Here is a 25,963-nt window from a genome sequence, read left to right on the forward strand (position 1 = left end):
TGGCAGCGGGCTGATGGTTAGGCGGCGTTAAGCACCGCCGGTGTTCGCTGACATGCCCGGTGCCCGCTGTGATTCGCGGGCATCGGGCCCCTTGGAGCCCTGGGGCAGGACGTGATGAGAGATCCGGTCGACTACTACAACAGCGCGCTCGTCCCCATGGTGGTCGAGCAGTCGAGCCGCGGCGAGCGCGCCTTCGACATCTACTCGCGCCTGCTGCGCGAGCGGATCATCTTCCTGACCGGTCCGGTCGAGGATTACGGCGCCTCGCTCATCGTCGCGCAGCTCCTCTTCCTGGAGGCCGAGAACCCCAAGAAGGAAATCTCCTTCTACATCAACTCGCCGGGCGGCGTGGTCACCTCTGGCCTGTCGATCTACGACACGATGCAGTTCATCCGCTGCCCGGTGACGACGCTCTGCGTCGGCCAGGCCGCCTCGATGGGCTCGCTGCTCCTCACCGCCGGCGAGCCCGGCCACCGCTTCGCCCTGCCGAACGCCCGGATCATGGTGCACCAGCCCTCCGGCGGCTTCCAGGGCCAGGCCACCGACATCCTGATCCACGCCCGCGAGATCGAGGCGCTCAAGCGTCGCCTCAACGAGATCTACGTGAAGCACACGGGCCGGGAGTACGAGGCCATCCATCAGGCGCTTGAGCGCGACAACTTCATGACCGCCGACGCGGCCAAGGAGTTCGGCCTCATCGACGAGGTCATCCAGAAGCGCCCCGAGCCGGCCGCGGCCTGACGCCGCGCGGCCTCCGGCCGGCGCCGGAGGCCCAGGAACCCGGCGTGCCCCCGACGGCGTTTGCCGAATAAGGAGCACGCCCGCCGCGGCCTTGATCCCGCCGCGGCAGCGTGTTTGCATCGGGACTCCGGGAGGACCCGCCACAAGCGCGCAGGTGACTTTTTCTTTAAGCGGATTCCCTTACCTGTGAACGATGCGCGTGCGCCCCGGGCTGGCAGCGCACGAGACGATCGGAGACCGATATGAGCAAGACTGGCGGCAACGACTCGAAGAGCACGCTGTACTGCTCGTTTTGCGGCAAGAGCCAGCACGAGGTCCGCAAGCTGATCGCGGGCCCGACGGTGTTCATCTGCGACGAGTGCGTCGAGCTGTGCATGGACATCATCCGCGAGGAGTCGAAGTCCTCGCTGGTCAAGAGCCGCGACGGCGTGCCCACCCCGAAGGAGATCCGGCGGGTTCTCGATGACTACGTCATCGGGCAGGACTTCGCCAAGAAGGTTCTCTCGGTCGCTGTGCACAACCACTACAAGCGGCTCGCCCACGCGACGAAGCACAACGACGTCGAGCTGGCCAAGTCCAACATCATGCTGATCGGGCCGACCGGCTCGGGCAAGACGCTGCTCGCCCAGACGCTCGCCCGCATCCTCGACGTGCCCTTCACGATGGCGGACGCCACCACGCTCACGGAAGCGGGCTACGTCGGCGAGGATGTCGAGAACATCATCCTCAAGCTGCTCCAGGCCTCGGACTACAACGTCGAGCGGGCGCAGCGCGGCATCGTCTACATCGACGAGATCGACAAGATCTCCCGCAAGTCGGACAACCCCTCGATCACCCGCGACGTCTCGGGCGAGGGCGTGCAGCAGGCGCTCCTGAAGATCATGGAGGGCACCGTCGCCTCCGTGCCTCCGCAGGGCGGCCGCAAGCACCCGCAGCAGGAGTTCCTGCAGGTCGATACCACCAACATCCTGTTCATCTGCGGCGGCGCCTTCGCGGGGCTGGAGCGGATCATCTCCCAGCGCGGCAAGGGCACCTCGATCGGCTTCGGCGCGAGCGTGCAGGCCCCCGACGATCGCCGCACCGGAGAGATCTTCCGCTCGGTGGAGCCCGAGGATCTGCTGAAGTTCGGCCTCATCCCCGAGTTCGTCGGCCGCCTGCCCGTGCTGGCGACGCTGGAGGACCTCGACGAGGAGGCCCTGAAGAAGATCCTGCAGGAGCCCAAGAACGCGCTGGTCAAGCAGTACCAGCGCCTGTTCGAGATGGAGAACGTCGACCTCACCTTCCAAGAGGAGGCTCTGAGCCTCGTCGCCCGCAAGGCGATCGAGCGCAAGACCGGCGCCCGCGGCCTGCGCTCCATCCTGGAGACCATCCTGCTCGACACGATGTACGACCTGCCGGGCCTCGACTCGGTCGAGCAGGTCGTGATCGGTCCGGAGGTGGTCGAGGGCAAGTCGCGCCCGCTCTACATCCACGGCGACCGCAACAAGGAAGCCCCGGCGAGCGTCAGCGCCTGAGGGCCTCTCCGGCGCCTGTGCGCCGGAGCACATCCGCGTAACGCGTTGAGGCGGCAGGACGATTCGATTCTGCCGCCGGCCCGCCCGGAGCCGGCGGCATCTTGAAAACGGTGCCCCCGGACATCACCTGATGCTCAGCGCGGTGGCCGCCCGCTCCCCCCGAGGGACGGTGCCGCGTCACCAGCCGCAAAGCTTCAACAGCTCTACCCGACCCTCGCGGCCCGGTCGGCGTCTGGCGCAGTGCCCGCTCCTCTCGGAGGCGTGCTCGCCCGGCGTCCATCATGAGGAAGTCAGCCATGACGCAATCGAAATCGCGCCAGCCCGTCGTTCCGGGCTCGACCGGGTCCTACGCGGTCCTGCCGCTGCGCGACATCGTGGTGTTCCCGCACATGATCGTGCCGCTCTTCGTGGGGCGCGAGAAGTCCATCCGCGCTCTCGAGGAGGCGGTGCGCACGGACCGCCACATCCTGCTCGCCACCCAGATCAACGCCGGCGACGACGACCCGGCGACCGACGCCATCTACACGATCGGCACGCTCGCTTCCGTGCTGCAGCTCCTGAAGCTGCCCGACGGCACCGTCAAGGTGCTGGTCGAGGGCGCGGGCCGCGCCAAGATCACCGGCTTCACCCGCTCGGACGAGTACTACGAGGCCGAGGCCGAGGCGCTGCACGACGAGCTCGGCGACAAGGTCGAGGCCGAGGCGCTCGCCCGCTCCGTGCTCTCGGAGTTCGAGAACTACGTCAAGCTCAACAAGAAGATCTCGCCCGAGGTCGTCTCCGCCGTGACCCAGATCGACGAGCCCTCGAAGCTCGCCGACACGATCGGCTCGCACCTGCTCGTCAAGATCGCCGACAAGCAGGGCATCCTGGAGACTCCGACCGTCGCCCAGCGGCTCGAGCGCGTGCTCTCGCTGATGGAGAGCGAGATCTCCGTCCTTCAGGTGGAGAAGCGCATCCGCACCCGCGTCAAGCGGCAGATGGAGAAGACTCAGCGCGAGTACTACCTGAACGAGCAGATGAAGGCGATCCAGAAGGAGCTTGGCGACAGCGAGGACGGCCGCGACGAGCTGGCCGAACTCGAGGAGAAGATCGAGAAGACCAAGCTCTCGAAGGAGGCCCGCGACAAGGCCACCGCCGAGCTGAAGAAGCTGCGCCAGATGTCGCCGATGTCGGCCGAGGCCACGGTCGTGCGCAACTACCTCGACTGGATGCTCGGCATCCCGTGGGGCAAGCGCTCGAAGGTCAAGAAGGACCTGCCCGGGGCTCAGCTGCTCCTCGACGAGGATCATTTCGGCCTGGAGAAGGTGAAGGAGCGCATCGTCGAGTACCTCGCCGTGCAGCAGCGGGCGAACAAGCTCACCGGTCCGATCCTCTGCCTCGTCGGCCCCCCCGGCGTCGGCAAGACCTCGCTCGGCAAGTCGATCGCCAAGGCCACGGGCCGCGAATTCGTCCGGATGTCGCTCGGCGGCGTGCGTGACGAGGCCGAGATCCGCGGCCACCGCCGGACCTATATCGGCTCGATGCCCGGCAAGGTCGTCCAGTCGATGCGCAAGGCCAAGACCTCGAACCCGCTCATCCTGCTCGACGAGATCGACAAGATGGGCATGGATTTCCGCGGCGATCCCTCCGCGGCGCTCCTCGAGGTGCTGGATCCGGAGCAGAATTCGACGTTCAACGACCACTACCTCGAGGTCGATTACGACCTCTCGAACGTGATGTTCGTCACCACCGCCAACACCCTCAACATCCCGGGCCCGCTGATGGACCGGATGGAGGTGATCCGCATCGCCGGCTACACCGAGGAGGAGAAAGTCGAGATCGCCCGCAAGCACCTGATCCCGAACGCGCTCAAGAAGCACGGCCTGGATCGGAAGGAGTGGTCGATCGACGACGAGGGCCTGATGATGCTGGTCCGCCGCTATACGCGGGAGGCCGGCGTCCGCAACCTTGAGCGTGAGCTCTCGAACCTCATCCGCAAGGCGGTGAAGGAGATCCTGATCACCAAGACGAAGTCCGTAGCGGTGACGCCGGAGACCCTGCCGGTCTTCCTCGGGCCGCCGAAGTTCCGTTACGGCGAGATCGACGCGGAGGATCAGGTCGGCGTGGTGACGGGTCTGGCCTGGACCGAGGTCGGCGGCGAACTGCTGACGATCGAGGGCGTCATGATGCCCGGTAAGGGCAAGATGACGGTCACGGGCAACCTGAAGGACGTGATGAAGGAGTCGATCTCGGCGGCGGCGTCTTATGTCCGCTCTCGGGCGCTCGACTTCGGCATCGAGCCCCCGCTCTTCGAGCGCCGGGACATCCACGTCCACGTTCCCGAGGGGGCGACCCCGAAGGACGGTCCGTCCGCGGGCATCGCGATGGCGACCGCCATCATCTCGACGCTCACCGGCATCCCGGTGCGCCGCGACGTGGCGATGACGGGCGAGGTGACGCTGCGCGGCCGTGTGCTGCCGATCGGAGGCCTGAAGGAGAAGCTGCTCGCCGCGCTCCGCGGCGGCATCAAGACGGTGCTGATCCCCGAGGAGAACGCCAAGGACATCGCCGAGGTGCCCGACAGCGTGAAGAACGGCCTCGAGATCGTCCCGGTCTCCCGGATGGATCAGGTGCTGGAGCGGGCGCTCGTCCGCCAGCCCGAGCCGATCGAGTGGGACGAGCCGCTGCCCGCGGCCAAGCCCGCCCGCGACGAGGACGGCGCGGCCTTCGTGGCCCACTAAGCCCAGTTGCGCTAAGCATCGAGGCCCCCGGAGCTCTCCGCTCCGGGGGCCTTTTTCATGCTCGGACCCGCCGCATGCGCATCCTGCTGATCAACCCGAACACCACGGCGTCCGTGACGGATCTGGTCGCCGGCCACGTGCGCCGGATCGCCCCCAAGGCGACCTTCGTGCCGGTGACGGGCCGCTTCGGCGCCCGCTACATCGCGACCCGCGCCGCCGTGGCGGTGGCGGGCCACGCGGCCCTCGACGCGCTCGCCGAGCATGTCGCGGGCTGCGACGCGGTCTATCTCGCCTGCTTCGGCGATCCGGGCCTGCCGGCCCTGCAGGAGGTCTCCCCGGTCCCCGTCGTCGGCATGGCTGAGGCGGCCTGCCGTGCGGCGGCCGAGGGCGGCCGGCGCTTCGGCATCGTCACGGGCGGCGTCAACTGGCCCGCGATGCTGGCGGAGTTCGTGATGCTCCAAGGGCTCGGCGCACAGCTTGCCGGGATTCGCGCTGTGGCGCCGACCGGCGGGGAGATCGCCCGCGACCCGGAGGGGTCCATCGCTCAGCTCGCCGCCGCCTGCCGCGCCTGCGCCGAGGAGGACGGCGCGGAGGCGGTGATCCTCGGCGGCGCGGGCCTCGCAGGTCTTGCGGAGCGTGTCCAGCCGCAGGTGCCTTGCCCAGTGATCTGCTCGGTCGAGGCCGGCACCCGGGCCGTGCTTGCCGCCGCTGGCCGTGCTGTCCGCCTCGCAGCGAGGGATCCAGTCCCGAGCATCGGTCTCGCCCCGTCGCTCGAACGGCTGCTTCTTCGGCCTCTGTAAGATCGCGACCGCGCTTGCCATGAGCCGCCCGCTTGCCCTACCAAGCGAGGCGCTGCGGGCGGTTAGCTCAGTTGGTAGAGCGTCTCCTTTACACGGAGAGGGTCGGGGGTTCGAGTCCCTCACCGCCCACCAATAAGTTCAAGCACTTCCGTTGGGATCTGCACCCCGAAGTTGCTCCTCGGGGTGCATTCGGGGTGCAACGCCGTTGGAGTGCACTTTCCTTCCAACGGGCGTATCAACCGGGGTGTGGGAGTGAGTCCGTAGGAGCCTGGGGGGCGTTGAGGAGACCGTCCTCTCGAAGCTCACCCCTTTATGACCCCTTTTTTCGCCCTTTTATGGCGTGCGTCACCGCCCGCGTTGAAGGTTGCTTCCGATCCTCCAGGACACCCAGCTTGTCCCCATTCAATCCGAGCTTTTGACCCCTTGCGGACATTCGAGCCGCCTCCGTCGAAGGTCCGGATCGGGTGGGGAGCGGTAGTTAACTCTCAGCCCGGAAGCGGACGTTCCGTTGTGCGTTCCATCTTGGTCAAACAGCCGATGGCGGCAAAGTCACGAGATTGGTCATCAACCCGCCCCAACATCCCGATCCTTCACTCCAATAGACTGCCTTGCTACGACTCGGAAATTAGTAATGATATAAAGAAAAATCGCTCTACCGATATTTATTGTTTTATCTCTATCTTCGGCACCCCATATCGCTGACTTCCATGATGAACTTTCGCTTGAGTGCCATCGAAAAATCGGCATATCCGGCCGCCGTGAGCGAGAAGGCGCCGGGGCCTCCGACGACGTTAGCACGATACCATTGCACAAGATCGATGCGCTCCTGGGGCAGCGGGGTGGCCTGAAGACCGTATCCGGGGGCCCTGTAGGCGCCGGCGCCGACCACGTCATTCTCGCCCGGTACGAGGATTGGCAAGCCGTTGATGGTCGCTCCCGTCGCGAGCAGTGCGGCGCGATCGGAAGCGAGGCTGTCCGCGTCGGTGCAGTTGTCGATACCGTCACCCGAGACATCGACGACGATGCGGTCGGCCGGCATCGGAAGGGTGGGGATCACGCTGGCCACCACCGTCCGGAACATCTGGCCGACACAGGTGAACTCGCCGGACTGACGCGGGGTGGCGCGGACCTCGGCGGCTACGGCGCGGGCGTCCGCCCGAGTCGCGATCCGCCGCCAGGCGAGCGCCAGTCCGGCGCGGTCGGCCCAGGTCACCATCGCGAACAGGGTGCCGCCGGGATTGCCGGTCATCGCCGCGACGACGCCCGGATCCTCGAGGGCTTCCGCAATGCCCTCCATCTGCAGGTTGAAGCGCGCGTCGTCGACCGATTGCGAGACGTCGACCGAGACCACGAGCGCCACGGCCGCTGACCGCTCGGCCGCGACACCGTTCCCCGCGCCGAAGGCGAGCAGTGCGATAGTGACCTGGGCGAGCCCGCGCGGGAGCCGGGCTGGGCGGGAGGGCCTCATCGGGATTCCGAGCCGCGCGTCATGTCTTCTCGAAGGTGCGGACCGAGCAGCCCGGCCAGGACGCTACGAACGACCGCCCGTGCGCTGCGCCGAGCACCATGCAGGCGGTCGAGAGGCCATCCGCCAGAAGGCCGGTTCCTGCCGTCACGGTCACGGCGGCTAGGCCCCGGGGCGAGCGCCCGGTGGCCGGGTCGAAGATATGATGGTCGGCCCGGTCCGGCGAGAAGCTCATGGCGTAGTCGCCGGACGTCGCCGCGAAGCCTGCGAACGGCGCAATCCCGGTCACGACCTCGCCCGGTGCGCGCGGGTCAGCGATGCCGAGCCGCCACGGACTGCCGTCCGCGTGTGTCCCGGCCGCGCCGAACTCGCCCGTATCGACGAAGGCGTCGCCGATGCCGCGCGCGCGGAGCGCCGCCATCACCCGGTCGGCGGCGTGGCCCTGGATCAGGGCGTTCAGCGTCAGCGCGGCGCCCGGTTCCAGGACGACGCGCTCGGGCGTGGCGCTAACGCGCCGCCAACCGATCCGGGTCACCGCTTCGCGGAGCGCTGCCGGATCCGGTCTCTCGCCCCGCGCCGCGGCCCCCGCCCAGAGCGGCCAGAGTGGCTGGACTGTGGGGTCGAAGGCGCCGTCCGTGCGCGCGGCAAGGTCGAGGGCGAAGCGCAGGAGCGTGCTCAGGTCCTCCGGCGGCGCGTCGAGCCGGCCCGCGCGGTTGAGCCGCGACAGCGCGCTGTCCGCCCGGAACAGGCTCGCGGCGGCCTCGACCGCGCGCATCGCGGCGAACCCGTCCGTCAGCCCGGCCTCCAGGGCGGCCGGATCGGGACCGGCCACCACCAGGACGACGGTGGTGCCGAAGGCGATGCCCGCCCGTCGGCGGGTGACGAGCCCGCGCTCCGCGGCGAGCGTCCCGAACGCCGCCGATGCGCCGAGGCCGGCGGCCCCGACGAGGAGGCGGCGGCGCGTGACGGGCTGCCGGACCATGGGCGTCTCCCTACTCGGCCGCGACCGGCTGCGCGGCGATCCGGCGCCCGCGGCGGCGCGCCACCACCTCGGGCACGCATTGCCCGGGATCGTGGATGATCGTGATGCAATCCATGCACTGGAAGCACTCTGGATAGTCGATCCGACCGTCCACGCGAATCGCGCCATAGCGGCAGCGCACCCTGCAGAACTGGCAGGGGCTGCCGCACTCGGCCCGCCGCGGGATCCAGTCGAGGAACCGCAGGCGCCCGACGACGGCCAGGCCGGCGCCGAGCGGGCACAGGTAGCGGCAGAACCCCTTGTAGACAAAGAGGTTGAGCCCGATCAGCCCGACCGCGTAGAGCACGAAGGGCAGGGTCCGCGCGAAGTAGAGGGTGATCGCCGTCTTGAACGGCTCGGCCTCCGACAGGCTGTCGGCGAGCGGGGAGCCCATCGCGGCGGTGGCCAGGATGGCGCCGAGCAGGACATACTTCGCCTGCCTCAGAGTGCGGTCGAGCTGGGGCGGCACCGCGACCTGACGGATGCGCAGGGGGCGGGCGAGCCACGCCACGAGTTCCTGCAGCGCGCCGAAGGGGCAGAGCCAGCCGCAGAAGGTGCCGCGGCCCCAGACCAGGAGCGTCGCGAGCACGAAGGCCCAGAGCAGCAGCGATGGCGGGTCGTAGAGCAGGAAGGTGAGATCGTGCGTCACGGTCGCGGCCCGCACGAGGCCGACCAGGGTGATGATCGAGAGCTGCGCCTGAGCGTACCAGCCGATGAAGCCGAGGGTGAAGGCGAGGTAGGCGAGCCGGAAGCGCGGGAAGCGCCCGCGGTCCGCGACGAGGCCGCGCTGGCGGGCTAGGACCGGCACGAGCCCGACGAGGGCGAGCGCGATCACGCAGACTTCCGGCGCCCGCGCCCGCCACGGATCGGTCCAGCTCGGCCCCGCCTCGGGTGCCTCGCGCAGGAAGAGCCCGGCCGGCAGGGCGTAGTCGGCGGAGAACGTGCGCGTGATCGTCTCCGGGAAGATCTGGCCGCGCTGGCGCACGAGCTTCGCCGTCAGCGTCCAGGCTGCGGACGGGTCGAAACCTGTCGCGTCCGCGACGCGCAGGAGGGTCCAGGGCCCGTCCGGCAGGCCGGGTGCCCCGCTACGTCGCTCGATCGCCATGTCGCGGGCGGTCACGGCGAGCCCGCCCTGCGAGACGGTCAGCCGGTCGGGGATCGAGCCGAGCACGAAATCCTCGCCGAGCGGGTTCTCGGGACCGTGGCTCACCACGAGGATCGCGTGGTCGCCGGGGCCGAGCTCCCGCATCAGAGCGGCGAAGCGCTCGGACCCGAGCAGGTTGCGGCCGATCGCGGGCACGTTGAGATAGGCGAAGGTGAGGTCGGCGAGGGGCGCGGCGGCCGGCCCGCCATCGGAGCCCTCGACGCCGGCATCCCGGAAGGCGGCGTCGGCCTGCCCGTTCGTGACGGTGAGGCGGCGGAGCCAGCCTCGCGCCGCGAGTGCGTCCACCGTCAGGGGCTCGTCGGCATCGGCACGGGCCGACACCTTCAGGCCGAGATTGGTCGCACCGAACCCGAGCTTGGCCCGCGCCACGGCGAGCGAGGCGGAGAGGATCGATTCGTTGATGACGCGCGTGGAGGCTGTCGCCATCGCAATCCCGTCGACGGTGCCCTGCGGCGCGGCGCCCGAGCCGCGCGCGTTCGGGCGCCCGACCCGTATGGGATTGCGGGCGGACAGCCCGACATACTGCTCGACGAAGGCGAAGAGCGGCTCCGATCCGAGCCCTTCGAGGAACACGGGTTCGTGGTGCGCGATCACTTTCACGTCGCGGAAGGTGCCGTCGGGGGCGAGCGCTACCAGAAGATCCGGTGGCGTGCCGCCGAAGCCGGGGAGCGGCGCGAGATCAACCGATTCGAACGCGTAGGCGAAGACCGCGTAGCTGCCCGCCTCCTGCTTCAGGATCGGCCAGACCGGAAGGGCCGGGTCGCGCTCGCCGACGACGAGCGGCGCCGGAAAGTACGTCTCGATGCCCGCACGGTCGAGCCTGCCCGCCGCGACGGGCAGGAGTCCGCCGAGTAGGACGAGCAGCCCGCCGAGGATCGCGCGCAGGGTGGCGAGGGTCACGGGACCGCCCCGGCCACGCCGGCCGGGACGGGGCGCACGGCCACGCCCCAGGGAAAGCGGCCGACCTTGACGCTTCGGATCGGACGCTGCGTGGCCACGTCCACCACGGTGACGTCGCCGGAGACGCCGTTCGTCGTGAACAGGCGCGTCTCGTCGGGCGTCATAGCCACTTGCCAGACCCGACGCCCGACGAGGATGTAGTTCAACACCTTGTAGGTCCTGGCGTCGATCACCGCGACGCGGTCGGAGGGACCGAGCGCGACGAAGGCGAAGCGCCCGTCCCGGGTCAGGCTGATGCCGACCGGCTGGAGGCGGTCGGCGGCGATGCCCTTCACCGCGAACGCGATGGTCTCGACCACCTTGCGGGTGGCCACGTCGATGACCGCGACCGTGCCGCCGATCTCGGATGAGGCCCAGAGCACGCGCCCATCCGCCGAGAAGGCGGCCGCGCGCGGGCGCTGTCCCACCGGCGTCGCGTCGGTCGCCGTGAGCGAGGGCACGTCGATCCAGTGGACCATGTTGGTGGTCTCCGACGTGGTGACCGCGGTTCTGCCGTCCGGGCTCACCGCCATGCCCTCGGGCTCGATGCCGACATCGATCTGCGCCAGCACCTTGCGGGACTGCGCGTCGACCACGGTGGTGGTGGCGTTCTCCTCGTTGGCAATGAACAGGGTGCGGTCGTCGGGCGCGAGGGCGAACTGCTCCGGATCCTCGCCCGAGGGCAGGTTGTGGCGCACCGCGCCCGTGTCGGGGTCGATCGCCTGCACGGCGTCGGAATCGCTGGCGCAGACGTAGAGCGTGCGCCCGTCGCGCGAGAAGGTCAGCCCGCGCGGGCGCCGGCCCACCGGAAAGGTCCGGACCACCTCCAGCGAGGTGCCGTCGATCACCGAGACGGTGTTGTCGCGCTCGTTCGAGACGAAGATCTCCTGCGCGACCGCGGGCCCGGCCACGAGTGCGAGCAGGCCGGCTTGGAGGAAGAGACGTGCGGTCGCGGTGCGGCGCATGATGCGGCTCCTGGACTCATCGGCGGCGCGCCGGGAGAAACGATCCATCACGCCGGCCTCCGGAAGGCCCGGCAGGCGCTCTCCGGCTCGTCGGCGCCCAGCGTGTCGAGTTCCGTGCGGTGGTGCAGGAAGCCCTCGATCGGCGCGGTCGCCGTTACCGCGCCCGGCCAGAGCAGGAAGACGGGCTGGCGCAGCTGCCCGTCCCAGGCGCGGAAGCTGAGCGGCCGCCCCTTGAATCCGCCGATCTCGAAGGTGAGCGACCGAACGAGCGTTGCCACCGTGTCCGCATCGGTGCTGCGCGCCTGCACCGCCGCCTCCCCGAGGGCGTGCACGGCTAGCCAGCCCGCGTAATCGATCGGGCGCATCGACCGGCCGGCAAGGCGCCGGAACCGGGATTGCAGTTGCACCGCTGCCCAGGCCTCGACCGGCCGACCCCAGGCGGCGGGGGAGAGCCCCTGCGTGCCCACCACCGGCCGCGGCGATGCCGTGTTGTAGACGAGGTTCGCCCCGAACGCCCCGGCCTCGTCGGCCACCGCGACCACGTCGTGCTCGGCACCGCGGGTCGGAAGCACGAACTCGCGCAGCGCCGTGTCGCGGGTGTCGCCGCCCTGCGGATCGAAGCGGGTCTCCGCCACGATCCGGAGCCCGAACTTCCTGGCGGCCCGCCGCAGCGCCTCAGCATAGAGCGCGTCGGCGGGGTCCGGTCCCGACAAGAGGAGGATGCGGGTCCACCGCTTGAAGGCGAGGAACTGGGCCAGCGCGTCGGCGAGCATCGCGCGCGAGGGCAGGACGTGCAGGAGACGCGGCCGGCAATCGGCCTCGCGCAGGCGGGTGTCGGGCGCCCCGACATTGAGGAACAGGGTGTCGCGGGCCTCCGGCAGGTCGGCCAGCGCCAGCACGTCCTCGGCCGGCGCGTTCACGACGACGAAGCGCGGCCTCGGGCCGAGCGCGCGGAAGGCCTCCCGCATGTCCTCGTCGAGCCCGACGACCCGGCTGTCGAGGTGGAAGCTCAGGGCCACGAAGCGGCCGGTGGCGTTCGAGTCCCTGAGCCCGAGCTCGGCGCCCTTCAACCCCTCGTCCTCTGGGACCGGATCCTCATTGTTGAGCGGCGTCGGGCGCTCGACGCGCCGCTCCAGGTAATGGATCGCGAGCGGCTCAGCCCGCGCCGCGCCGGACGTCGGATCGTGCGGGGCCAGGGCCAAGAGGAGAGCGAGCAGGACCGGCGCGAGCCCGCGCGCGGCGCGCAGCAGCGCCGGTCGTCGGCGCGAAGCGCCCTCAATCCCGAGCCGCGCCAGCATCGCGCCCTGCTCGCCTCCCTGTCTTCGTTGGCGGGAGGATACGGGCGAACGGGCCGGAGCCGGTATTGGACCAAGGTTTACCCGGCCCCGTCCGTCTCCCGTACCAAAGCATAATGGGTGCGATCGGACCGTCTTGTTACCGTCGAGCGCAAGTAACGGGAGGAGTTTCCATGAAGGCCGCACCCCTGAAGAGCGGGCTCGCCGCCGCCTGTCTCGCGCTGTCGCTGACGGGCGTGCTGGCCCACGGCGACGTGCAGCCGCAGCCGGTCGACACCGCGGGTCTGGCGTCCCTCGGAGAGGCTTGGCGGGACGAGAACCCCTATCGCGGCGACGCCAAGGCGGTCGCCATCGGCGATTCCGGCTTCAACCAGAACTGCGCGCGCTGCCACGGCCTTCAGGTGATCTCGGGCGGGCTGGCGCCGGACCTGCGCTACCTGCCGCTGGGCAAGGAGGGCGACGAGTATTTCGTCGAGCGCGTGCGCCACGGCGCGATCATCAACGGCATGACCAAGATGCCGGCTTTCGAGGGCGTGCTGTCGCAGGAAGCGCTCTGGGCGATCCGCACCTATATCGAGGCGAAGCACGAGGAGTGAGGATGCAAGCCTTTCGCCTCGTCCTCGCGCTCGCCGTGGGGCTGATCGCGCCGACGGGAGCCACGGCGCGGCCATTTGACGAAGTGGTCGCCTCCGGCGTCCTGCGCGTCGCGGTCTATGACGACAACGCGCCCTTCTCGGACGCCGGCGCGGCCGCGCCGCGGGGCATCGACGCGGATCTTGCCCGCGCCATCGCCGAGCGGCTGAAACTGACCCTCGACCTGCGGGTGGTCGATGCGGGCGAGAACGTCGACGGCGACTTCCGGCTGAACCTCTGGCGTGGTGACCTCACGGGCACGCCGCTCGCCGATCTGATGCTGAACGTGCCGCATGACCGCATCCTGGCGACGCGCAACGAGCAGATCTTCCTGACCACGCCCTATTTCGAGCAGCGCCTCGCCTTCGCCTATCGCAAGGACCGGATCGAGGGCCTCTCTGGCGTGCGCAACCTCGACGGGCACACCGTCGCGGTCGAGGGCACGAGCGCCTCCGACAGCCTGCTGATGAATGCGGAAGGCGGGCGCTTCCGCGACGCCGTCCGGCATTTCCGCAGCTTCGATGAGGCGGCCAAGGCCTATCTGGCAGGTGAGACCGCGATCCTCGCCGGCACGCGCGCCTCGATCGAGGCGGCGCTGCGGAGGGCTGGCGCCGCGGGCGCGGACAATCCCGTCGTCGAGGTGCCGATCCCGGGTCTCGTGCGGACGCGCTGGGATCTCGGGGGCGCCGTACGCAGCGACTCGCGCGACCTCGCCTACGCGGTCGGCGACGCGCTGACGGCGCTCGCGCAGGAGGGACGCCTCAAGGTGATCTGCGAGAGCTACGGCGTCACCTATACGGCGCCGCAGGGGTACTGATCCGCGTCGGCGCGCGGCGCGTCTGCAAGGTCTCTGCCTCGCAACGAGGCCGCAGCCTACGACGTCGCTTGAAGTTTTGTTTGATTTTTGGCCGATCGACTTGCGATTCGAGTCGATCGGACGGCCAGAATCGTCTCTCTGCAAAGATCGTCGAAGCAGAATTCGACCAAAGCCCAATAAGAGTTTGCTGAGAAGCGCTCTACGCTTCGGATCCAAGGGGCGGCAGGCCCGAGTCGGTCGGGACCTCGGAAAGCCCCACGATCCCTGACGAACAGGGTCCAGTACGCAAGGAGGAGATGCCCCATGAGAGCACGCAAGGAATTGCTGACGGCCGTGAGTCTCGCCGCCCTCGGCTTCGGCCTCGCCGGTCCCGCCCGCGCCGAGGTGACCGAGCATGACATCCTCAACGACGCCAAGACCACAGGCGACGTCGTCACCTACGGCCTCGGGCCCCAGGCGCAACGCTTCAGCCCGTTGAAGACGCTCAACCGCGATACCATCAAGGGCCTCGTCCCGGCTTGGTCGTTCTCGTTCGGCGGCGAGAAGCAGCGCGGCCAGGAGAGCCAGGCGCTCGTCAAGGACGGCGTGCTCTACGTCACCGGTTCCTACTCGCGCCTCTACGCCATCGATGCGCGCACCGGCGAGAAGAAGTGGGAGTACAACGCCCGCTTGCCCGAGGGCATCCTGCCCTGCTGCGACGTGGTGAACCGCGGCGCCGCGCTCTACAAGGACAAGGTCTATTTCGGCACCCTCGACGCCAAGCTCGTGGCGCTCGACCAGAAGACTGGCAAGGTCGTCTGGCGCAAGGACATCGACGACTTCAAGGCGGGCTACAGCTACACGGCCGCGCCGATGATCGTGAAGGGCAAGATCATCACCGGCGTGTCGGGCGGTGAGTTCGGCGTCGTCGGCCGCGTCGAGGCGCGCGACGCCGAGACCGGCGAGATCGTCTGGAAGCGGCCCGTCATCGAGGGCCATATGGGCGAGCTCAACGGCAAGCCCTCGACCATGACCGGCAAGGTCAACGAGAGCTGGCCCGGCGACACATGGAAGTTCGGCGGCGGCGCGACCTGGCTCGGCGGCACCTACGATCCGGAACTGAACCTGATCTACTTCGGAACCGGCAATCCGGGCCCGTGGAACTCGGCGCTCCGGCCTGGCGACAACAAGTGGTCGGCCTCGCGGCTCGCGATCAACCCGGACACCGGCGAGATCGTCTGGGGCTTCCAGACCACGCCGCACGACGGCTGGGACTACGACGGCGTCAACGAGTTCGTGCCCTTCGACATGCAGAAGGACGGCAAGGTCGTGAAGGCCGGTGCCACCGCCGACCGCAACGGCTTCTTCTACGTGCTCGACCGGACGAATGGGTCGTTCCTCTCCGCGACGCCATTCGTGTCCAACATCAACTGGGCCAAGGGCATCGACGAGAAGGGCCGCCCGATCTACGACGACGCCAACCGCCCCGGCGACCCGGCGAAGTCAGAGGACGGCAAGAAGGGCAAGTCGGTCTACGCGACGCCGGGCTTCCTCGGCGGCAAGAACTGGAACCCGATCGCCTACAGCCCCGACACCAAGCTGTTCTACGTGCCCTCGAACGAGTGGGGCATGGACATCTGGAACGAGCCTGTGAACTACAAGAAGGGCGCTGCCTATCTGGGCGCCGGCTTCACCATCAAGCCGACCTTCGAGGACCATATCGGCTCGCTGAAGGCCATCGACCCCGCAACTAAGAAAGTCGTCTGGGAATACAAGAACAAGGCTCCGCTCTGGGCCGGCGTTCTGACCACGGCTGGCAACCTCGTCTTCACCGGCACGCCCGAGGGCTTCCTCAAGGCCTTCGACGCCAAGACCGGTGAGGAGGTCTGGAAGTTCCAGGTCGGCACCGGCGTCGTCGCATCGCCGATCACCTGGGAGCAGGACGGCGAGCAGTGGATCGGCGTCGCGGCCGGCTGGGGCGGCGCGGTTCCGCTCTGGGGCGGCGAGGTCGCCAAGGCCACCACGGGCATCAACCAGGGCGGCAGCTTCTGGGCGTTCCGGCTCCCGAAGACCGTCGCCGCGCGCTGAACCAAGGGGACGAGGGGCGGGCGATTCGTTTGCCCGCCCTCACGCCGTTGCCAACCGCCAGTCCCGGGATCCTCCGAGGGTCGAGAGCGATTCGATCCGATTTGACTTTACCGTGCGCTACGAGCGCCAGGCCGATCTCGACCTTGCCTTCGGAGCAGACCGAAATCTGAGCTAAGCGCCGCGGTGAAAATGACCGCGGCGTGCCAGCAGGATGGTCGCCCCCAGGTTGTCGAATGACCCATTGCGGACATTGAGTCCAAGTCTTTTCGATGTCCGCTTCGCCGCAAAAGCGGACATGCCAGATGCAAACGGCATTCTGAACAGCTAGCTCGGTGGATTGACCAGACCGCTCATAACGGTCCGGCCGAACCATCGATCTCCTGGGTGGGACTCACGTTTTTTCCGGTAGGGCACGAGAAACGGGACGGGAAACCTCCTGTTTTGCAGGTGGGACGCACTACGCATCGAAGGCAGCGGCCGCGGATTGCAGCGCAATCTTCTTCTCGACCGAGACCATCCCGAACCCTGTGCGAACACCCCTTGTTGGCCGACTGGAACACCGGCCGCCGCCGGTGCCTTGCATCGTGGGGACACCTCCGCGGGCAAGGACGGGCACGATGCAGGATTACACGACCTCCTTCGGGATCGGCTTCGTGGCGGGAATGCGCAGCATGACGGCCTGCGCGGCCTTGACATGGGCCGCCTCGGCCGGCCGGACGCGGGGCGGCCTCATTCCGTCGAGCCCCGAGACACGCACGCTCGCCACCGCGGCGGCCCTGGCCGAGATGGCGGGGGACAAGATGCCTTTCGCTCCCGACCGCCGTATCCCGCCCTCGTTCGCGGCGCGGCTCGCGATCGGCGCGGTCGGCGGCTGGGCGCTCGCCGGGCGCCGCGCGTCGCCCGATCACGGTGCCTTGGCCGGTGTGGCGGGTGCGCTTGCCGGCACGCTCCTGGGCCGGGCGGTTCGGGGACCGGACTCGCGCACGGCCTCCGGTCGCGCATGGGGGCTCGCCGAGGATGTCGCCGCTGTCTGCCTCGCTGCGGCGCTGGTCAGTTCCGCGGAACCACAGCGGCAGCTCTAGCTCCGGCCAATGCATGGTCCGCTTCGTCTCTCGACATGGCTGGACGCATACTGCGGCACCGGGGAAGTCGGAAGGAGATGCTCAAGGCCGCGAGGTGGGCACCTCAACGCCTTCGGCCTCAACCGCCTGCGTTTGGAGGTAGGCGATGACATCCGCCCGGTCGAGCGGGTCCGAAAGTCCACGGAAAGTCATGCTTGTGCCGGGCACGAGCTTCGCAGGGGCGGCAAGCCAGACGTCCAGCCTCTCCGGCGTCCAGACGCCGCCCAATGACCGGAGAGACCCGGTGTAGCCGAAGCGACGGCTATTGGTAGCGACGGGCTTGCCAACTACGTCGTAGAGGCCGGGACCGCTTCGGTCGCCGGCCCCCATCCTGACCGTGTGACAGGCGGCGCACTGGCCGAATAAGCGGCCGCCTCGCCCAGCGTCGGCCACCCGCATGAAGTCGCCGAAGCTCGGGGTATCGCCCAGCGAACGGCGGCGCTCTTGGCTATCATCTGAGCAGGCCGTGACGAGGACGGCCAGCGTAAGCAGCATGGCATGCTGGCTGTGTGAGGGAAGACAGAAGGGGCGCGTCACCCGTTCGATCATGTGAACCAACGTCAATCGTAGACATCCGTCCGCCTTCAGAGAGGTCGGACCGGCAAGAGCTTGCCGCGCAGCAGCAGGCTCAGCGTCCTAAGCGCGATCCAGCCGATGATGAGGTTGGCGGCGGCGAACAGCGGGACGGCCAGAGACGCGCTCGGCCCTTCCAGCCCTCGCTCCGTCAGTCGCAACGCCGCGAGCGGAAGGGCCGAGACGCCGAACGTGTAGGCCCAGGCCGCGGGCGAGAACGGCTGCTGCCGCAGCCAGGGCACCAGCCGCACCATGACCAAGGCGTGCAGCAGGGCGTAGCCGAAGAGGATCTGAGCCAGCCGGTCGGGCGGCCCGTCGGTGACCGCCAGGTAGGCGACGCAGGCCACCGCGGGCGGCGCCAAGTGCAGCCCGAGCGAGGCCCGCAACGATACGGGCAGGGTCTGCAGAATCAGCCTATGAATGACGACCGATTCGAGCGTCAGCCATGACAGGAGGCCTGCGCCGAAGAAGAGCAGGCCGAGTTCTTTTATGCCGAAGGCGGCGCAGGTGATAGCCGCCACGAAGCCCCCGCCGACCGTGGGCATGTAGAGGATCGGCGTAGTCGCCTCGAAGGCGCGGTCGCCCATCCAGAGGCCGCCCACGCCCCAGACGGCGAAGAGGGTCGTGCCGACAAGCCCCGTTAGGGCCATCGCCCACGCGGCGCCGGGCCAGTGCGGCGCGAGGCCGACGCTCGCGATCATGGTGGCGACGGGAGCCAGCGAGGCGAAGAACGACGACGTCGGGTCGCGCAGCTCGACCAGAACAATGTCCCGGTCGTTCAGCCACCGAGCGGCGTAGAAGACCAGCCACGCCGCCCAGACCGCCACGCCGAGCAGGGAGAGCGCCTCGCCCACCCAGCCCGGCGCCAACCCGAGGCGCGCGGCGGCGCGCCAGCCGTTGCCCAGGCCGCAGAGCCCTAGGACCATCCCGAAGAAGGTGGCCGGTACCCTGGTCCGCCGAAGCCAGGTGAAGTCCCGCCGGAGCTTGGCCGAGCTTTCGTCCTCACCGGATGCGCTCGCCACGTCCGCCACCTCAGACGACCGTCGAGATTGCGCCGGGCGGATGCGTCAGCAACGTCGCCAGCAGGCTGAGACCGTATCGCAGGGTCTCGGCATCGGGGGCAGCGCCCAGGGAGACCCGGATGGCCTCGGGAGCGGGTCCGACCGCGAAGGCATCGCTCAGGATGACCGATAGCCCGAGCTGCCGGGCATGCGCCCCGAACTCGCCGCGCCGCCACGGTTCGGGGAGCCGGAGCCAGAGGTGGTGCCCGCTGGAATGCGCTCGGACGTCGAGACCGCGCAGGGTCTCGCGCGCGACCGTCTGCCGGAGGCCGTTCTCCTGGCGGATGGCCGCGACGACCGCGTCGAGTTCGCCTTCGGCGATCCACTGCGAGGCGAGCGCGGCCGTGAGCGGCGAGGCCATCATGTTGATGGCCCGCAGCTCGGCGGAGAGCCGCACCGCCTCGTTGGTGCCCGGGACCGCGACGTAGGCGATGCGCAGGCCCGGGCTGACGCACTTTGACAGCGTCGCGATGTGCCAGGTGATGTCCCCGGCCAAGGCGGCGATGGGTGCCGGAGCGTCGGGCGGCAGTGCGCCGTAGGCGTCGTCCTCGATGATCGCGACGCCCCGCGCGCGCGCGACCTCGGCGATCCGCTCGCGGCGCGCCGTCGGCAGCGTCGCGGTGGTCGGGTTGTCCAGCGTCGGTACCAGGTACAGGGCCCGCGGCCGCTCGGCCTTGCAGCACTCCAGGAACGCGTTCGGGTCGAGCCCGTCCTCGTCACAGGCGACCGGAACGAGGCGTGCGCCGCGGCGCTCGGCGGCCATGCGCAGACCCGGGTAGGTCAGGGCCGGGACGCAGAGCGCATCCCCCGGCCTGAGGATGGCGGCGAGCACGGTGGCGAGCACGACCTGGGCGCCGCCTCCCACGAGGACGCGCTGCACCGGAAGCGGCCCGAGCCGCTGGCCGAGCCAGTGCGCCGCCGCAGCGCGGTCGGCCAGGTTCCCGGCGCTGTCCTGGTACTGCATGCGGTCGAGGAAGCCCGACGAACCGGCAAGCCGCGACAGTCCCGCCTCCATACGTTCGGCAAGACGCGCCCCAACCGGTTGGGGCGGCATGTTCATACTGAAGTCGACGCTTCCGGACGGGTCCGGCCGGCGCAACTCTGTAGGCGGCGGTGTGGGTCCGCGAACGAAGCTGCCCCTGCCGGCGGTGGCATCGATCAAGCCCGTCCGGCGCGCCTCGTTGAAGGCGCGGGTGACCGTGGTGAGGTCGACGTTGAGGTGCTTGGCGAGGGCGCGCTGCGGCGGCAGGCGCACGCCCGGCGGGAGCCGGCCGGCGCGGATGTCCTCGGCCAGCGCCTTGACGATGGCCAGGTACTTCGGGCCTGCGTCGCCGGTGATTGTCGGGTTCCAGGATTCCATTATTGACCCCCTTTCTCGCATTGGTGTATGCATACATCCATCATACAGGCAAGGCGAGACATGGCTTTGTCTTTGATAGTGCGTTTGAAGCAGCCAGCCTCCACCACGAATGTATGGATAAGTAAGCCATACATTCGGAGCGCGCAAGGCGCCTCTTCATGCCGCCCGACGGCAAGCGGTTCAGGAACGTGGACGATGCAAAGGACGACCGATCAATCCCTCGTGTCAGTCGGCCTGCGGTGCCGCTGCCCGCGCTGCGGCCAGGGGCGCTTGTTCGACGGCTTCATCACCATGAAGCCGCGCTGCGAGGCTTGCGGCCTCGATTACAGCTTCGCCGACCCGGCCGACGGACCCGCCTTCTTCATCATGATGACGATGGCCTTCCCGGTCACCGCGTTCGGCATCTGGCTGGAGCTCGCCTACGACCCGCCGCTCTGGGTCCATGCGGTCGTGACGCTGCCGCTGCTCCTGCTGGCCTGCGTGCCGATCATCCGGCCGATGAAGGGGCTCTTCATCGCCAGCCAGTACATCCACAAGGCCGCGGAGGGACGCTTCGCGGCCCCGAAGGCTCCCGTTGTCGCCCCTCCGACCAGGGACTGACCGCGCCGCCGCCCCCGCGCGCTCCCTGGCGAACGCGCGCCGGCGGCATCGCCCGCCCCCGGGCTTGCTGTGACTTCATCCGACCTGACGAGGACCGGGACGATGCTCCCCTATTCCGACGTGTTCGAGGCCTCCCTCCGGAAGCTGCGCGAGGATGGCCGCTACCGCACTTTCATCGAGCTTGAGCGCAATGTCGGCACGTTCCCGACCGCCGTCTGGAGGCATCCGGACGGCAGCCGCCGGCCGGTCACGGTCTGGTGCAGCAACGACTACCTCGGGATGGGACACAGCCCCGAGGTCCTCGGCGCCATGCACGAGGCCCTGGACCGCTACGGCGCCGGCGCGGGCGGCACCCGCAACATCTCTGGCACGGCCCACGAGCACGTGCTGCTGGAGCGCGACCTGGCCGACCTCCACGGCAAGGAGGCCGCCCTCCTGTTCACCTCGGGCTACGTCTCGAATCTTGCGGCGCTGAGCGTCCTCGGCCAGGTGCTGCCAGGCAGCGTGATCCTGTCGGACGCCGGCAACCACAACTCGATGATCGAGGGCATCCGCCGCGCGGGAACCGAGAAGGCGATCTTCCCGCACAACGACGTCGCCGCGCTCGATGCCATGCTGTCCCGGTACGAGCCCGGCCGGCCGAAGATCGTCGCGTTCGAGAGCGTCTACAGCATGGACGGCGACGTGGCGCCCATCGCCGAGATCTGCGACGTCGCGGAGTGCCATGGGGCGCTCACCTACCTCGACGAGGTGCACGCGGTCGGGATGTACGGTCCGCACGGCGCCGGCATTGCCGAGCGCGAGGGCATCGCCCATCGCGTCACCCTGATCGAGGCGACGCTCGGCAAGGCCTTCGGCGTCATGGGCGGCTACGTCGCCGGGCCATCCACGGTCGTTGACGTCATCCGCAGCCACGCGGCCGGCTTCATCTTCACGACCTCGCTGTGCCCGCACCTGGCCGCCGGCGCACGGGCGGCGGTGCGGCACCTCAGGGTCAGCCAGGCGGAACGGGCGGCGCAACAGCGGAACGCGGCAGCCCTGATGGCGATGCTGCGCAAGGCCGGCCTGCCGGTCCTGCCGAGCCAGAGCCATATCCTGCCGGTGATGGTCGGCGACGCCCACCTCTGCCGGCGGATCAGCGAGGAGCTGCTGGAGCGCCACGGCATCTACGTCCAGCCCATCAACTACCCGACCGTGCCGCACGGCGGCGAGCGGCTGCGGATCACCCCGACGCCGCTCCACACCGAGGAGCATATGCGGGCGCTCGTGGGGGCGCTCGTCGAGGTTCGCACACGGCTGGGCTGGGGCGAGGTCTCGCTGGCCGCGTGACCGCGTCCCCCAGCCGAAGGTTAAGAGCCGCCGTTCCGTTCGATCTCGTCGAGAACAGCGTCAGGTGCAACATCCTGTCTGAGTTCACCGACTTCGGGATCAGCTTCGGTCTCGATGCCGAGGTGCTCCGTGATCGCCGACACCATCGCGACAAGCTTCGTCACCTCGTGCTCGGCCAGGAGGCTGATGTGCAGATCGAGGTCGGCTCGCTTATCGGCCGCAGCGGCCATGCGGTTCTGGCTGATCAGCACGAACGTCGAGAGGAAAATCGCCTCGACAGACGCCGAGGTGCCCAGGATCACGAAAGACTCGTCCCACTTCGGCAGGATCGGCAATAGACCAGAGTTCACGAGGCTCCAGAAGCCGAAGAGGACGACGTGCAGGCAGACGAAGGTCATGCTGCCGGTAAACCGCGTGATCGCCTCGGCCACGCGCTCCTGCATCGAGGCATCCCGGTCCGCGGCACTCCGGCGCTCCTGCAGCGTCTGGATGTTGCGCATGAGGGCTGGAGACAGCCCTTCAGGCTGAGGGGGCGGATAGGTCGCCCGTGCAGGCAGGGGCTTCTGCTCGTCTTGCCTTGGCATCGTGGCGTGTCTCAGGAGGAGCTTGCTTGACCAACCTGACCCCACATCAGGTGATCCCACGTGTGAGAGACAAAGCGGCCCTAGGGCCGTGCCCGTGAGCGAAAGCTACGTCGTACCCCCGTCCGCTAACCGCTTATTGCGGCGCAGATTCCGATCCTAAGATGGGCTCTGAAACTGCCGATGGCGAGGGCCCGCATGGGATCGAGACCGGCGGTTGGGCGCCTACCGACCCAGGGCTGGCTGATGATGCACAGCTGAACAAGCCGCGTGCGAGCTCCTGACCGAGGCCGTGTGGAAACGCAGATCCCTCGGGATCGGGGCGAGCGCACCGAGTTGCGCCGGAGATCGAGCTGCTTGACCGCCTTGAACTTGCTGCCGTCGATCGCGACCACAGCCTTGCTGAACAGGTTCAGCCGGCGGAACAGCACCACGGACTGCGCGCAGGCCGCCTGGATGGCTGGGCCGTTGTCCTTGCGGAAGTCGGCCAGCGTCTTGAAGTCGGGCATCAGTCGACCGATGAGCCAGATCAACTCGATGTTGCGCTGGCTCTCGCGTTCTAGCCGGCGGCTCGACGGGACGCGGTTGAGGTAGCCGTAGAGGTAGATCTTGAGCAGCGTCGCCGATGGTAGGCGGGCCGCCCCGTCGCCTCCGGCATCGCACCCGCAAAGCCGAGCGCGCCCAGATCGAGCTCATCGACGAACGCTTCGACGAGGCGAACTGGGTTGTCGGCGGCGATGTAGTCGTCCAGGCAGTCGGGAAGGAGCGTGATCTGCTGACGATCCTCGCCTGCAATGAAGCGCTTCATCCCGACCTCCTCAGATCGGAAATTACTCTACCAGATCAGGGCGTTTTCACACAGCCTGGACCCTAGACGGACATTCCAGCCAGAGTGTTTGATCCCGCGGTGTGGTGGTATGGTTGACCACCAAGCTGCGAGGGATGCGCTACGGGCAAAATTCTCTACGGCAGCGCCCGCACGATGGAGACGATCCGTCGCGCAATACAGCTACGTGTGGGAGGTTTACACAGAGGCTTAGACAACGGCCTTCCTTGCTGTCAGTCGCCCAAGCACGAGAGCGCCTCGCCCGCGGCTCGGATCCCGGTCTCGTAGGCACCGCGCGCGGTCGTGAAGGCATCCGGCGAGGTTGCCTCCCCGGCGAAGAAGAGCCTGTCGTTCACAGGTGCGGCGAGAACTGCGCGCTGACCGGTGGCGCCCGGACGTGCGTAGGCGTAGGAGCCGCGAATGCTCGCGACCTTGCCCCATTGCGTGCAGATCAGAAGTCGTGCGCGTCGGCGAAAATCAGACCCCAGCAAGCCTGCCAGTTCGTCGAGGGCAAAGGCCGCAGCCGCTGCCTCGCCGGCCGCCTCAAGGTCCCGGGCGAGATGCCCGCCAAAGTACCCCTCGATCACCGGTCGGCCGAAAGGCCTTAGGTGGTAGGCCCCGGTCCGCGTCGCGCGCACGTTGCCGATCAGGTGGGCATCCTTCGGCAGCTCGTCCGGCGTCACCAGCTCCAGGAAGACCTTGTTCGCGAGCCCAAGAGGAAGCCCCTGTGCGGCCGCAATCTTCTCGGGAAGTGCGGGAACGAAGCGGATGGCCTCGGACGCCAGCACGTTGGTCGAGACCGTGACGATCGCCGCGCGGGCCCGGATCGTTCCGCGCGGTGTCTCCAGCCAGACCTGCCCGGCCCACCCATGATCGATCGCCGAGACGGGCGTGCTCAACGCGACCGGTAGGCCATCTCCGAATTGGGCGACCGTGCGACCGTAGCCTTCGGTGATCCGCCAGTCCGAGCCGTGGACGCGGTAGTGCGCCGTGTCGTGGATGGAGGCTTCGTCGAGTTCAGCACCGCTCACGTAGGTGCTCACCGCGTTCAGAAGCCCGTTCCAGGGATCGTCGGGCCGCAGCAGCGTCGCCTGTGAACGGTCCGCAGGATCGCGCTGAGCCTCGGACAGGCGGGTGTAGAAGGCCGCGGAGGCGCGCTCGTAGGCGCGCTGGTCGTCCGGCGGGAAGCCGAGATCCCGATACTGGACGTTCCAGGGCGGCAGGGTCCGATCGATATGGAAGCCGAGACGCTCCGCGATCGGCAGCCACGGATTGTGCTCAGCCCCGTGGAGCCAGCCGCAGCCGAGATCGAGCGGGGCACCGATCTCGGGCCGATCCACAGTGTGGGCCCGGCCACCCGGACGGTCTGCCGCTTCCAGCACGACCACGCGCAGGGAAGGCCGCCGTTCGGCGAGCTGCCGGGCCGCGGCGAGGCCGGCCGCACCGGCACCGATGACAGCAACGTCCACCTCACCGGAGCCTGGAACATCAGGAACTTGCATGCTTGCTTCCGGCCGCGCCCCGCGCCTCCGTTGCTCGGAACAGCACACAGGCGACAAGCTTACCGCGGAGTGCGAGCGCCTGTTCCGTAGCGCGGGTTGGCGACAGGCCTTCTGCCAGTGCGACGAAGGTTCGGCAGGCGAACCGGCCATGCCAGTGGCGACCGGTCGATGAACTTGCACGACGAGCGCCGGGTTGGCCCCTCAATGCCGAGTTGATGACCTGCCTGCCACCTCCGACCGAGAACCTCGCCTATGGCTCGCCCCGATGTCGATCCCGATCGTCCCGGAACACGCAAGCGGAGTGGATCGGCCGGCGGTGTCCTGTTCCGAGGTCTGTTGGCAGGCGCGGCCGGCGTGGCGGCCATGACGATCGCCGAGAAAATCGAGCAGAGCCTGACCGGTCGGCCGAACTCCTTCGTCCCAGCGCATACCCTGCAACGGCTGCTCGGTCGCTCGCAGCCCGATCGGGACGATGTGTTGATGAACTGGGCCATGCACTGGGGGCAAGGCATCGCGCTTGGCCCGCTTCGAGCCCTCATGGCCGAGCACGGCATGCGAGGTTCGGTTGCCTCCTTCCTGTTCCTGAACGCACGGCTGTTCAACGATCAGGCCCTGGAGAACGCCACGGGAGCCGGTGCCCCGCCGTGGACCTGGCCGCTCGAGGAGCAGCGCGTCGATCTCCTCCATAAGGCGATCTATGCGTTCGTGACCGGTTGCGTGGCGGACCGGCTTGCGACGGGCGCGGACCGAAACAGGGAGCACGATCGCGCCTTCTACGACGGGGGCGGCCCTTGATGGCCTCGCGATCGAGAACGAATGCCGCCTCGCCGGGTTGGGCTCGCGAGATGGCCTCGACGCCTGCAGGGGC

General features: G+C 68.7%; 21 protein-coding genes, 1 tRNA gene and 1 pseudogene. 12 read left to right on the forward strand and 11 right to left on the reverse strand.

The features are described from left to right. Positions 1 to 114: 114 nt before the first annotated feature. The 5 genes from DK427_RS05410 (at position 115) to DK427_RS05430 (ending at position 5,907) form a co-directional block, all read left to right on the forward strand. Positions 115 to 741: an ATP-dependent Clp protease proteolytic subunit gene (locus DK427_RS05410; protein WP_066922248.1), complete on the forward strand. Its 627-nt coding sequence runs from the start codon at positions 115 to 117 to the stop codon at positions 739 to 741. 242 nt (positions 742 to 983) lie between these two features. After that, positions 984 to 2,255, forward strand: coding sequence for an ATP-dependent Clp protease ATP-binding subunit ClpX (gene clpX, locus DK427_RS05415; protein ID WP_066922246.1), 1,272 nt, complete (start codon positions 984 to 986; stop codon positions 2,253 to 2,255). A gap of 296 nt (positions 2,256 to 2,551) precedes the next feature. Next, entirely contained in the window at positions 2,552 to 4,975 is a 2,424-nt protein-coding gene (gene lon, locus DK427_RS05420; protein ID WP_109950367.1) for an endopeptidase La, read from the forward strand. 74 nt (positions 4,976 to 5,049) lie between these two features. Then, a complete protein-coding gene (locus DK427_RS05425; RefSeq protein ID WP_109950368.1) occupies positions 5,050 to 5,775 on the forward strand; it encodes an aspartate/glutamate racemase family protein in 726 nt (241 codons plus the stop codon). A 56-nt stretch (positions 5,776 to 5,831) separates the two neighbouring features. After that, positions 5,832 to 5,907: transfer RNA gene (locus DK427_RS05430), tRNA-Val, on the forward strand. A 544-nt stretch (positions 5,908 to 6,451) separates the two neighbouring features. Here the strand turns inward: DK427_RS05430 and DK427_RS05435 are convergent. From DK427_RS05435 to DK427_RS05455, 5 genes are read right to left on the reverse strand one after another with little or no spacing between them, the layout of a single operon-like run. Next, positions 6,452 to 7,243: a DUF1194 domain-containing protein gene (locus tag DK427_RS05435; protein WP_109950369.1), complete on the reverse strand. Its 792-nt coding sequence runs from the start codon at positions 7,241 to 7,243 to the stop codon at positions 6,452 to 6,454. Between the two features lie 19 nt (positions 7,244 to 7,262). Continuing rightward, positions 7,263 to 8,222: an FAD:protein FMN transferase gene (locus tag DK427_RS05440; protein ID WP_109950370.1), complete on the reverse strand. Its 960-nt coding sequence runs from the start codon at positions 8,220 to 8,222 to the stop codon at positions 7,263 to 7,265. A gap of 10 nt (positions 8,223 to 8,232) precedes the next feature. Then, entirely contained in the window at positions 8,233 to 10,326 is a 2,094-nt protein-coding gene (locus DK427_RS05445; RefSeq protein ID WP_109950371.1) for a 4Fe-4S binding protein, read from the reverse strand. Further along, positions 10,323 to 11,330 carry a YVTN family beta-propeller repeat protein gene (locus DK427_RS05450; protein WP_204165275.1) on the reverse strand — a complete coding sequence of 336 codons (1,008 nt, stop codon included), beginning with the start codon at positions 11,328 to 11,330 and terminating at the stop codon, positions 10,323 to 10,325. Before DK427_RS05450 ends, DK427_RS05445 begins: the two co-directional genes overlap by 4 nt. Positions 11,331 to 11,377: 47 nt before the next feature. Continuing rightward, positions 11,378 to 12,628 (reverse strand): ABC transporter substrate-binding protein, encoded by a 1,251-nt coding sequence (locus DK427_RS05455; RefSeq protein ID WP_109950373.1) that lies wholly within the window; start codon positions 12,626 to 12,628, stop codon positions 11,378 to 11,380. A 170-nt stretch (positions 12,629 to 12,798) separates the two neighbouring features. Here DK427_RS05455 and pedF point away from each other — a divergent pair, with 170 nt between their 5' ends. From pedF to DK427_RS05475, 4 genes are all read left to right on the forward strand, one after another. Beyond that, the gene (gene pedF / locus DK427_RS05460; RefSeq protein ID WP_109950374.1) at positions 12,799 to 13,221 is read left to right on the forward strand and encodes a cytochrome c-550 PedF; all 423 of its coding nucleotides are present in this window, start codon (positions 12,799 to 12,801) and stop codon (positions 13,219 to 13,221) included. 2 nt (positions 13,222 to 13,223) lie between these two features. Beyond that, positions 13,224 to 14,075, forward strand: coding sequence for a substrate-binding periplasmic protein (locus DK427_RS05465; protein WP_109950375.1), 852 nt, complete (start codon positions 13,224 to 13,226; stop codon positions 14,073 to 14,075). Positions 14,076 to 14,378: 303 nt separating this feature from the next. Then, complete coding sequence (exaF, locus tag DK427_RS05470; RefSeq protein ID WP_109950376.1) at positions 14,379 to 16,142, forward strand: lanthanide-dependent ethanol dehydrogenase ExaF; 1,764 nt, start codon at positions 14,379 to 14,381, stop codon at positions 16,140 to 16,142. 617 nt (positions 16,143 to 16,759) lie between these two features. After that, positions 16,760 to 17,224 carry a hypothetical protein gene (locus DK427_RS05475; RefSeq protein ID WP_109950377.1) on the forward strand — a complete coding sequence of 155 codons (465 nt, stop codon included), beginning with the start codon at positions 16,760 to 16,762 and terminating at the stop codon, positions 17,222 to 17,224. An 81-nt stretch (positions 17,225 to 17,305) separates the two neighbouring features. Here DK427_RS05475 and DK427_RS05480 read toward each other — a convergent pair whose 3' ends face one another. The 3 genes from DK427_RS05480 to DK427_RS05490 are packed head-to-tail and all read right to left on the reverse strand — an operon-like array spanning position 17,306 to position 20,260. Then, a complete protein-coding gene (locus DK427_RS05480; RefSeq protein WP_109954018.1) occupies positions 17,306 to 17,812 on the reverse strand; it encodes a c-type cytochrome in 507 nt (168 codons plus the stop codon). Between the two features lie 35 nt (positions 17,813 to 17,847). Continuing rightward, positions 17,848 to 18,858, reverse strand: coding sequence for a dicarboxylate transporter/tellurite-resistance protein TehA (gene tehA / locus DK427_RS05485; RefSeq protein ID WP_484195254.1), 1,011 nt, complete (start codon positions 18,856 to 18,858; stop codon positions 17,848 to 17,850). A gap of 10 nt (positions 18,859 to 18,868) precedes the next feature. Beyond that, positions 18,869 to 20,260 (reverse strand): aminotransferase-like domain-containing protein, encoded by a 1,392-nt coding sequence (locus DK427_RS05490; protein WP_109954019.1) that lies wholly within the window; start codon positions 20,258 to 20,260, stop codon positions 18,869 to 18,871. A gap of 192 nt (positions 20,261 to 20,452) precedes the next feature. Between DK427_RS05490 and DK427_RS05495 the strand changes: the two genes are divergently transcribed. Together DK427_RS05495 and hemA are read left to right on the forward strand one after the other, a co-directional pair. Next, positions 20,453 to 20,857, forward strand: a complete 405-nt coding sequence (locus DK427_RS05495) for a DUF983 domain-containing protein (protein WP_109950379.1) — start codon at positions 20,453 to 20,455, stop codon at positions 20,855 to 20,857. Positions 20,858 to 20,959: 102 nt separating this feature from the next. Next, positions 20,960 to 22,186 carry a 5-aminolevulinate synthase gene (gene hemA, locus DK427_RS05500; protein WP_109950380.1) on the forward strand — a complete coding sequence of 409 codons (1,227 nt, stop codon included), beginning with the start codon at positions 20,960 to 20,962 and terminating at the stop codon, positions 22,184 to 22,186. A gap of 20 nt (positions 22,187 to 22,206) precedes the next feature. On the opposite strand, the gene DK427_RS05505 is transcribed toward hemA, so the two are convergent. From DK427_RS05505 to DK427_RS05515, 3 genes and pseudogenes are all read right to left on the reverse strand, one after another. Next, complete coding sequence (locus DK427_RS05505; RefSeq protein ID WP_109950381.1) at positions 22,207 to 22,770, reverse strand: DUF1003 domain-containing protein; 564 nt, start codon at positions 22,768 to 22,770, stop codon at positions 22,207 to 22,209. Between the two features lie 344 nt (positions 22,771 to 23,114). After that, positions 23,115 to 23,575, reverse strand: a pseudogene (locus tag DK427_RS05510) (transposase); the annotation flags it as partial. A gap of 251 nt (positions 23,576 to 23,826) precedes the next feature. Continuing rightward, on the reverse strand, positions 23,827 to 25,062 hold the full coding sequence (locus DK427_RS05515) for a flavin monoamine oxidase family protein (protein WP_245930813.1): 1,236 nt from the start codon (positions 25,060 to 25,062) through the stop codon (positions 23,827 to 23,829). A 396-nt stretch (positions 25,063 to 25,458) separates the two neighbouring features. Here DK427_RS05515 and DK427_RS05520 point away from each other — a divergent pair, with 396 nt between their 5' ends. After that, positions 25,459 to 25,890: a hypothetical protein gene (locus DK427_RS05520; RefSeq protein ID WP_109954020.1), complete on the forward strand. Its 432-nt coding sequence runs from the start codon at positions 25,459 to 25,461 to the stop codon at positions 25,888 to 25,890. The last annotated feature ends 73 nt before the right edge of the window (positions 25,891 to 25,963 follow it).

The sequence above is a fragment of the Methylobacterium radiodurans genome (assembly GCF_003173735.1).
In the GTDB taxonomy this organism is placed as follows: Bacteria; Pseudomonadota; Alphaproteobacteria; order Rhizobiales; family Beijerinckiaceae; genus Methylobacterium; species Methylobacterium radiodurans.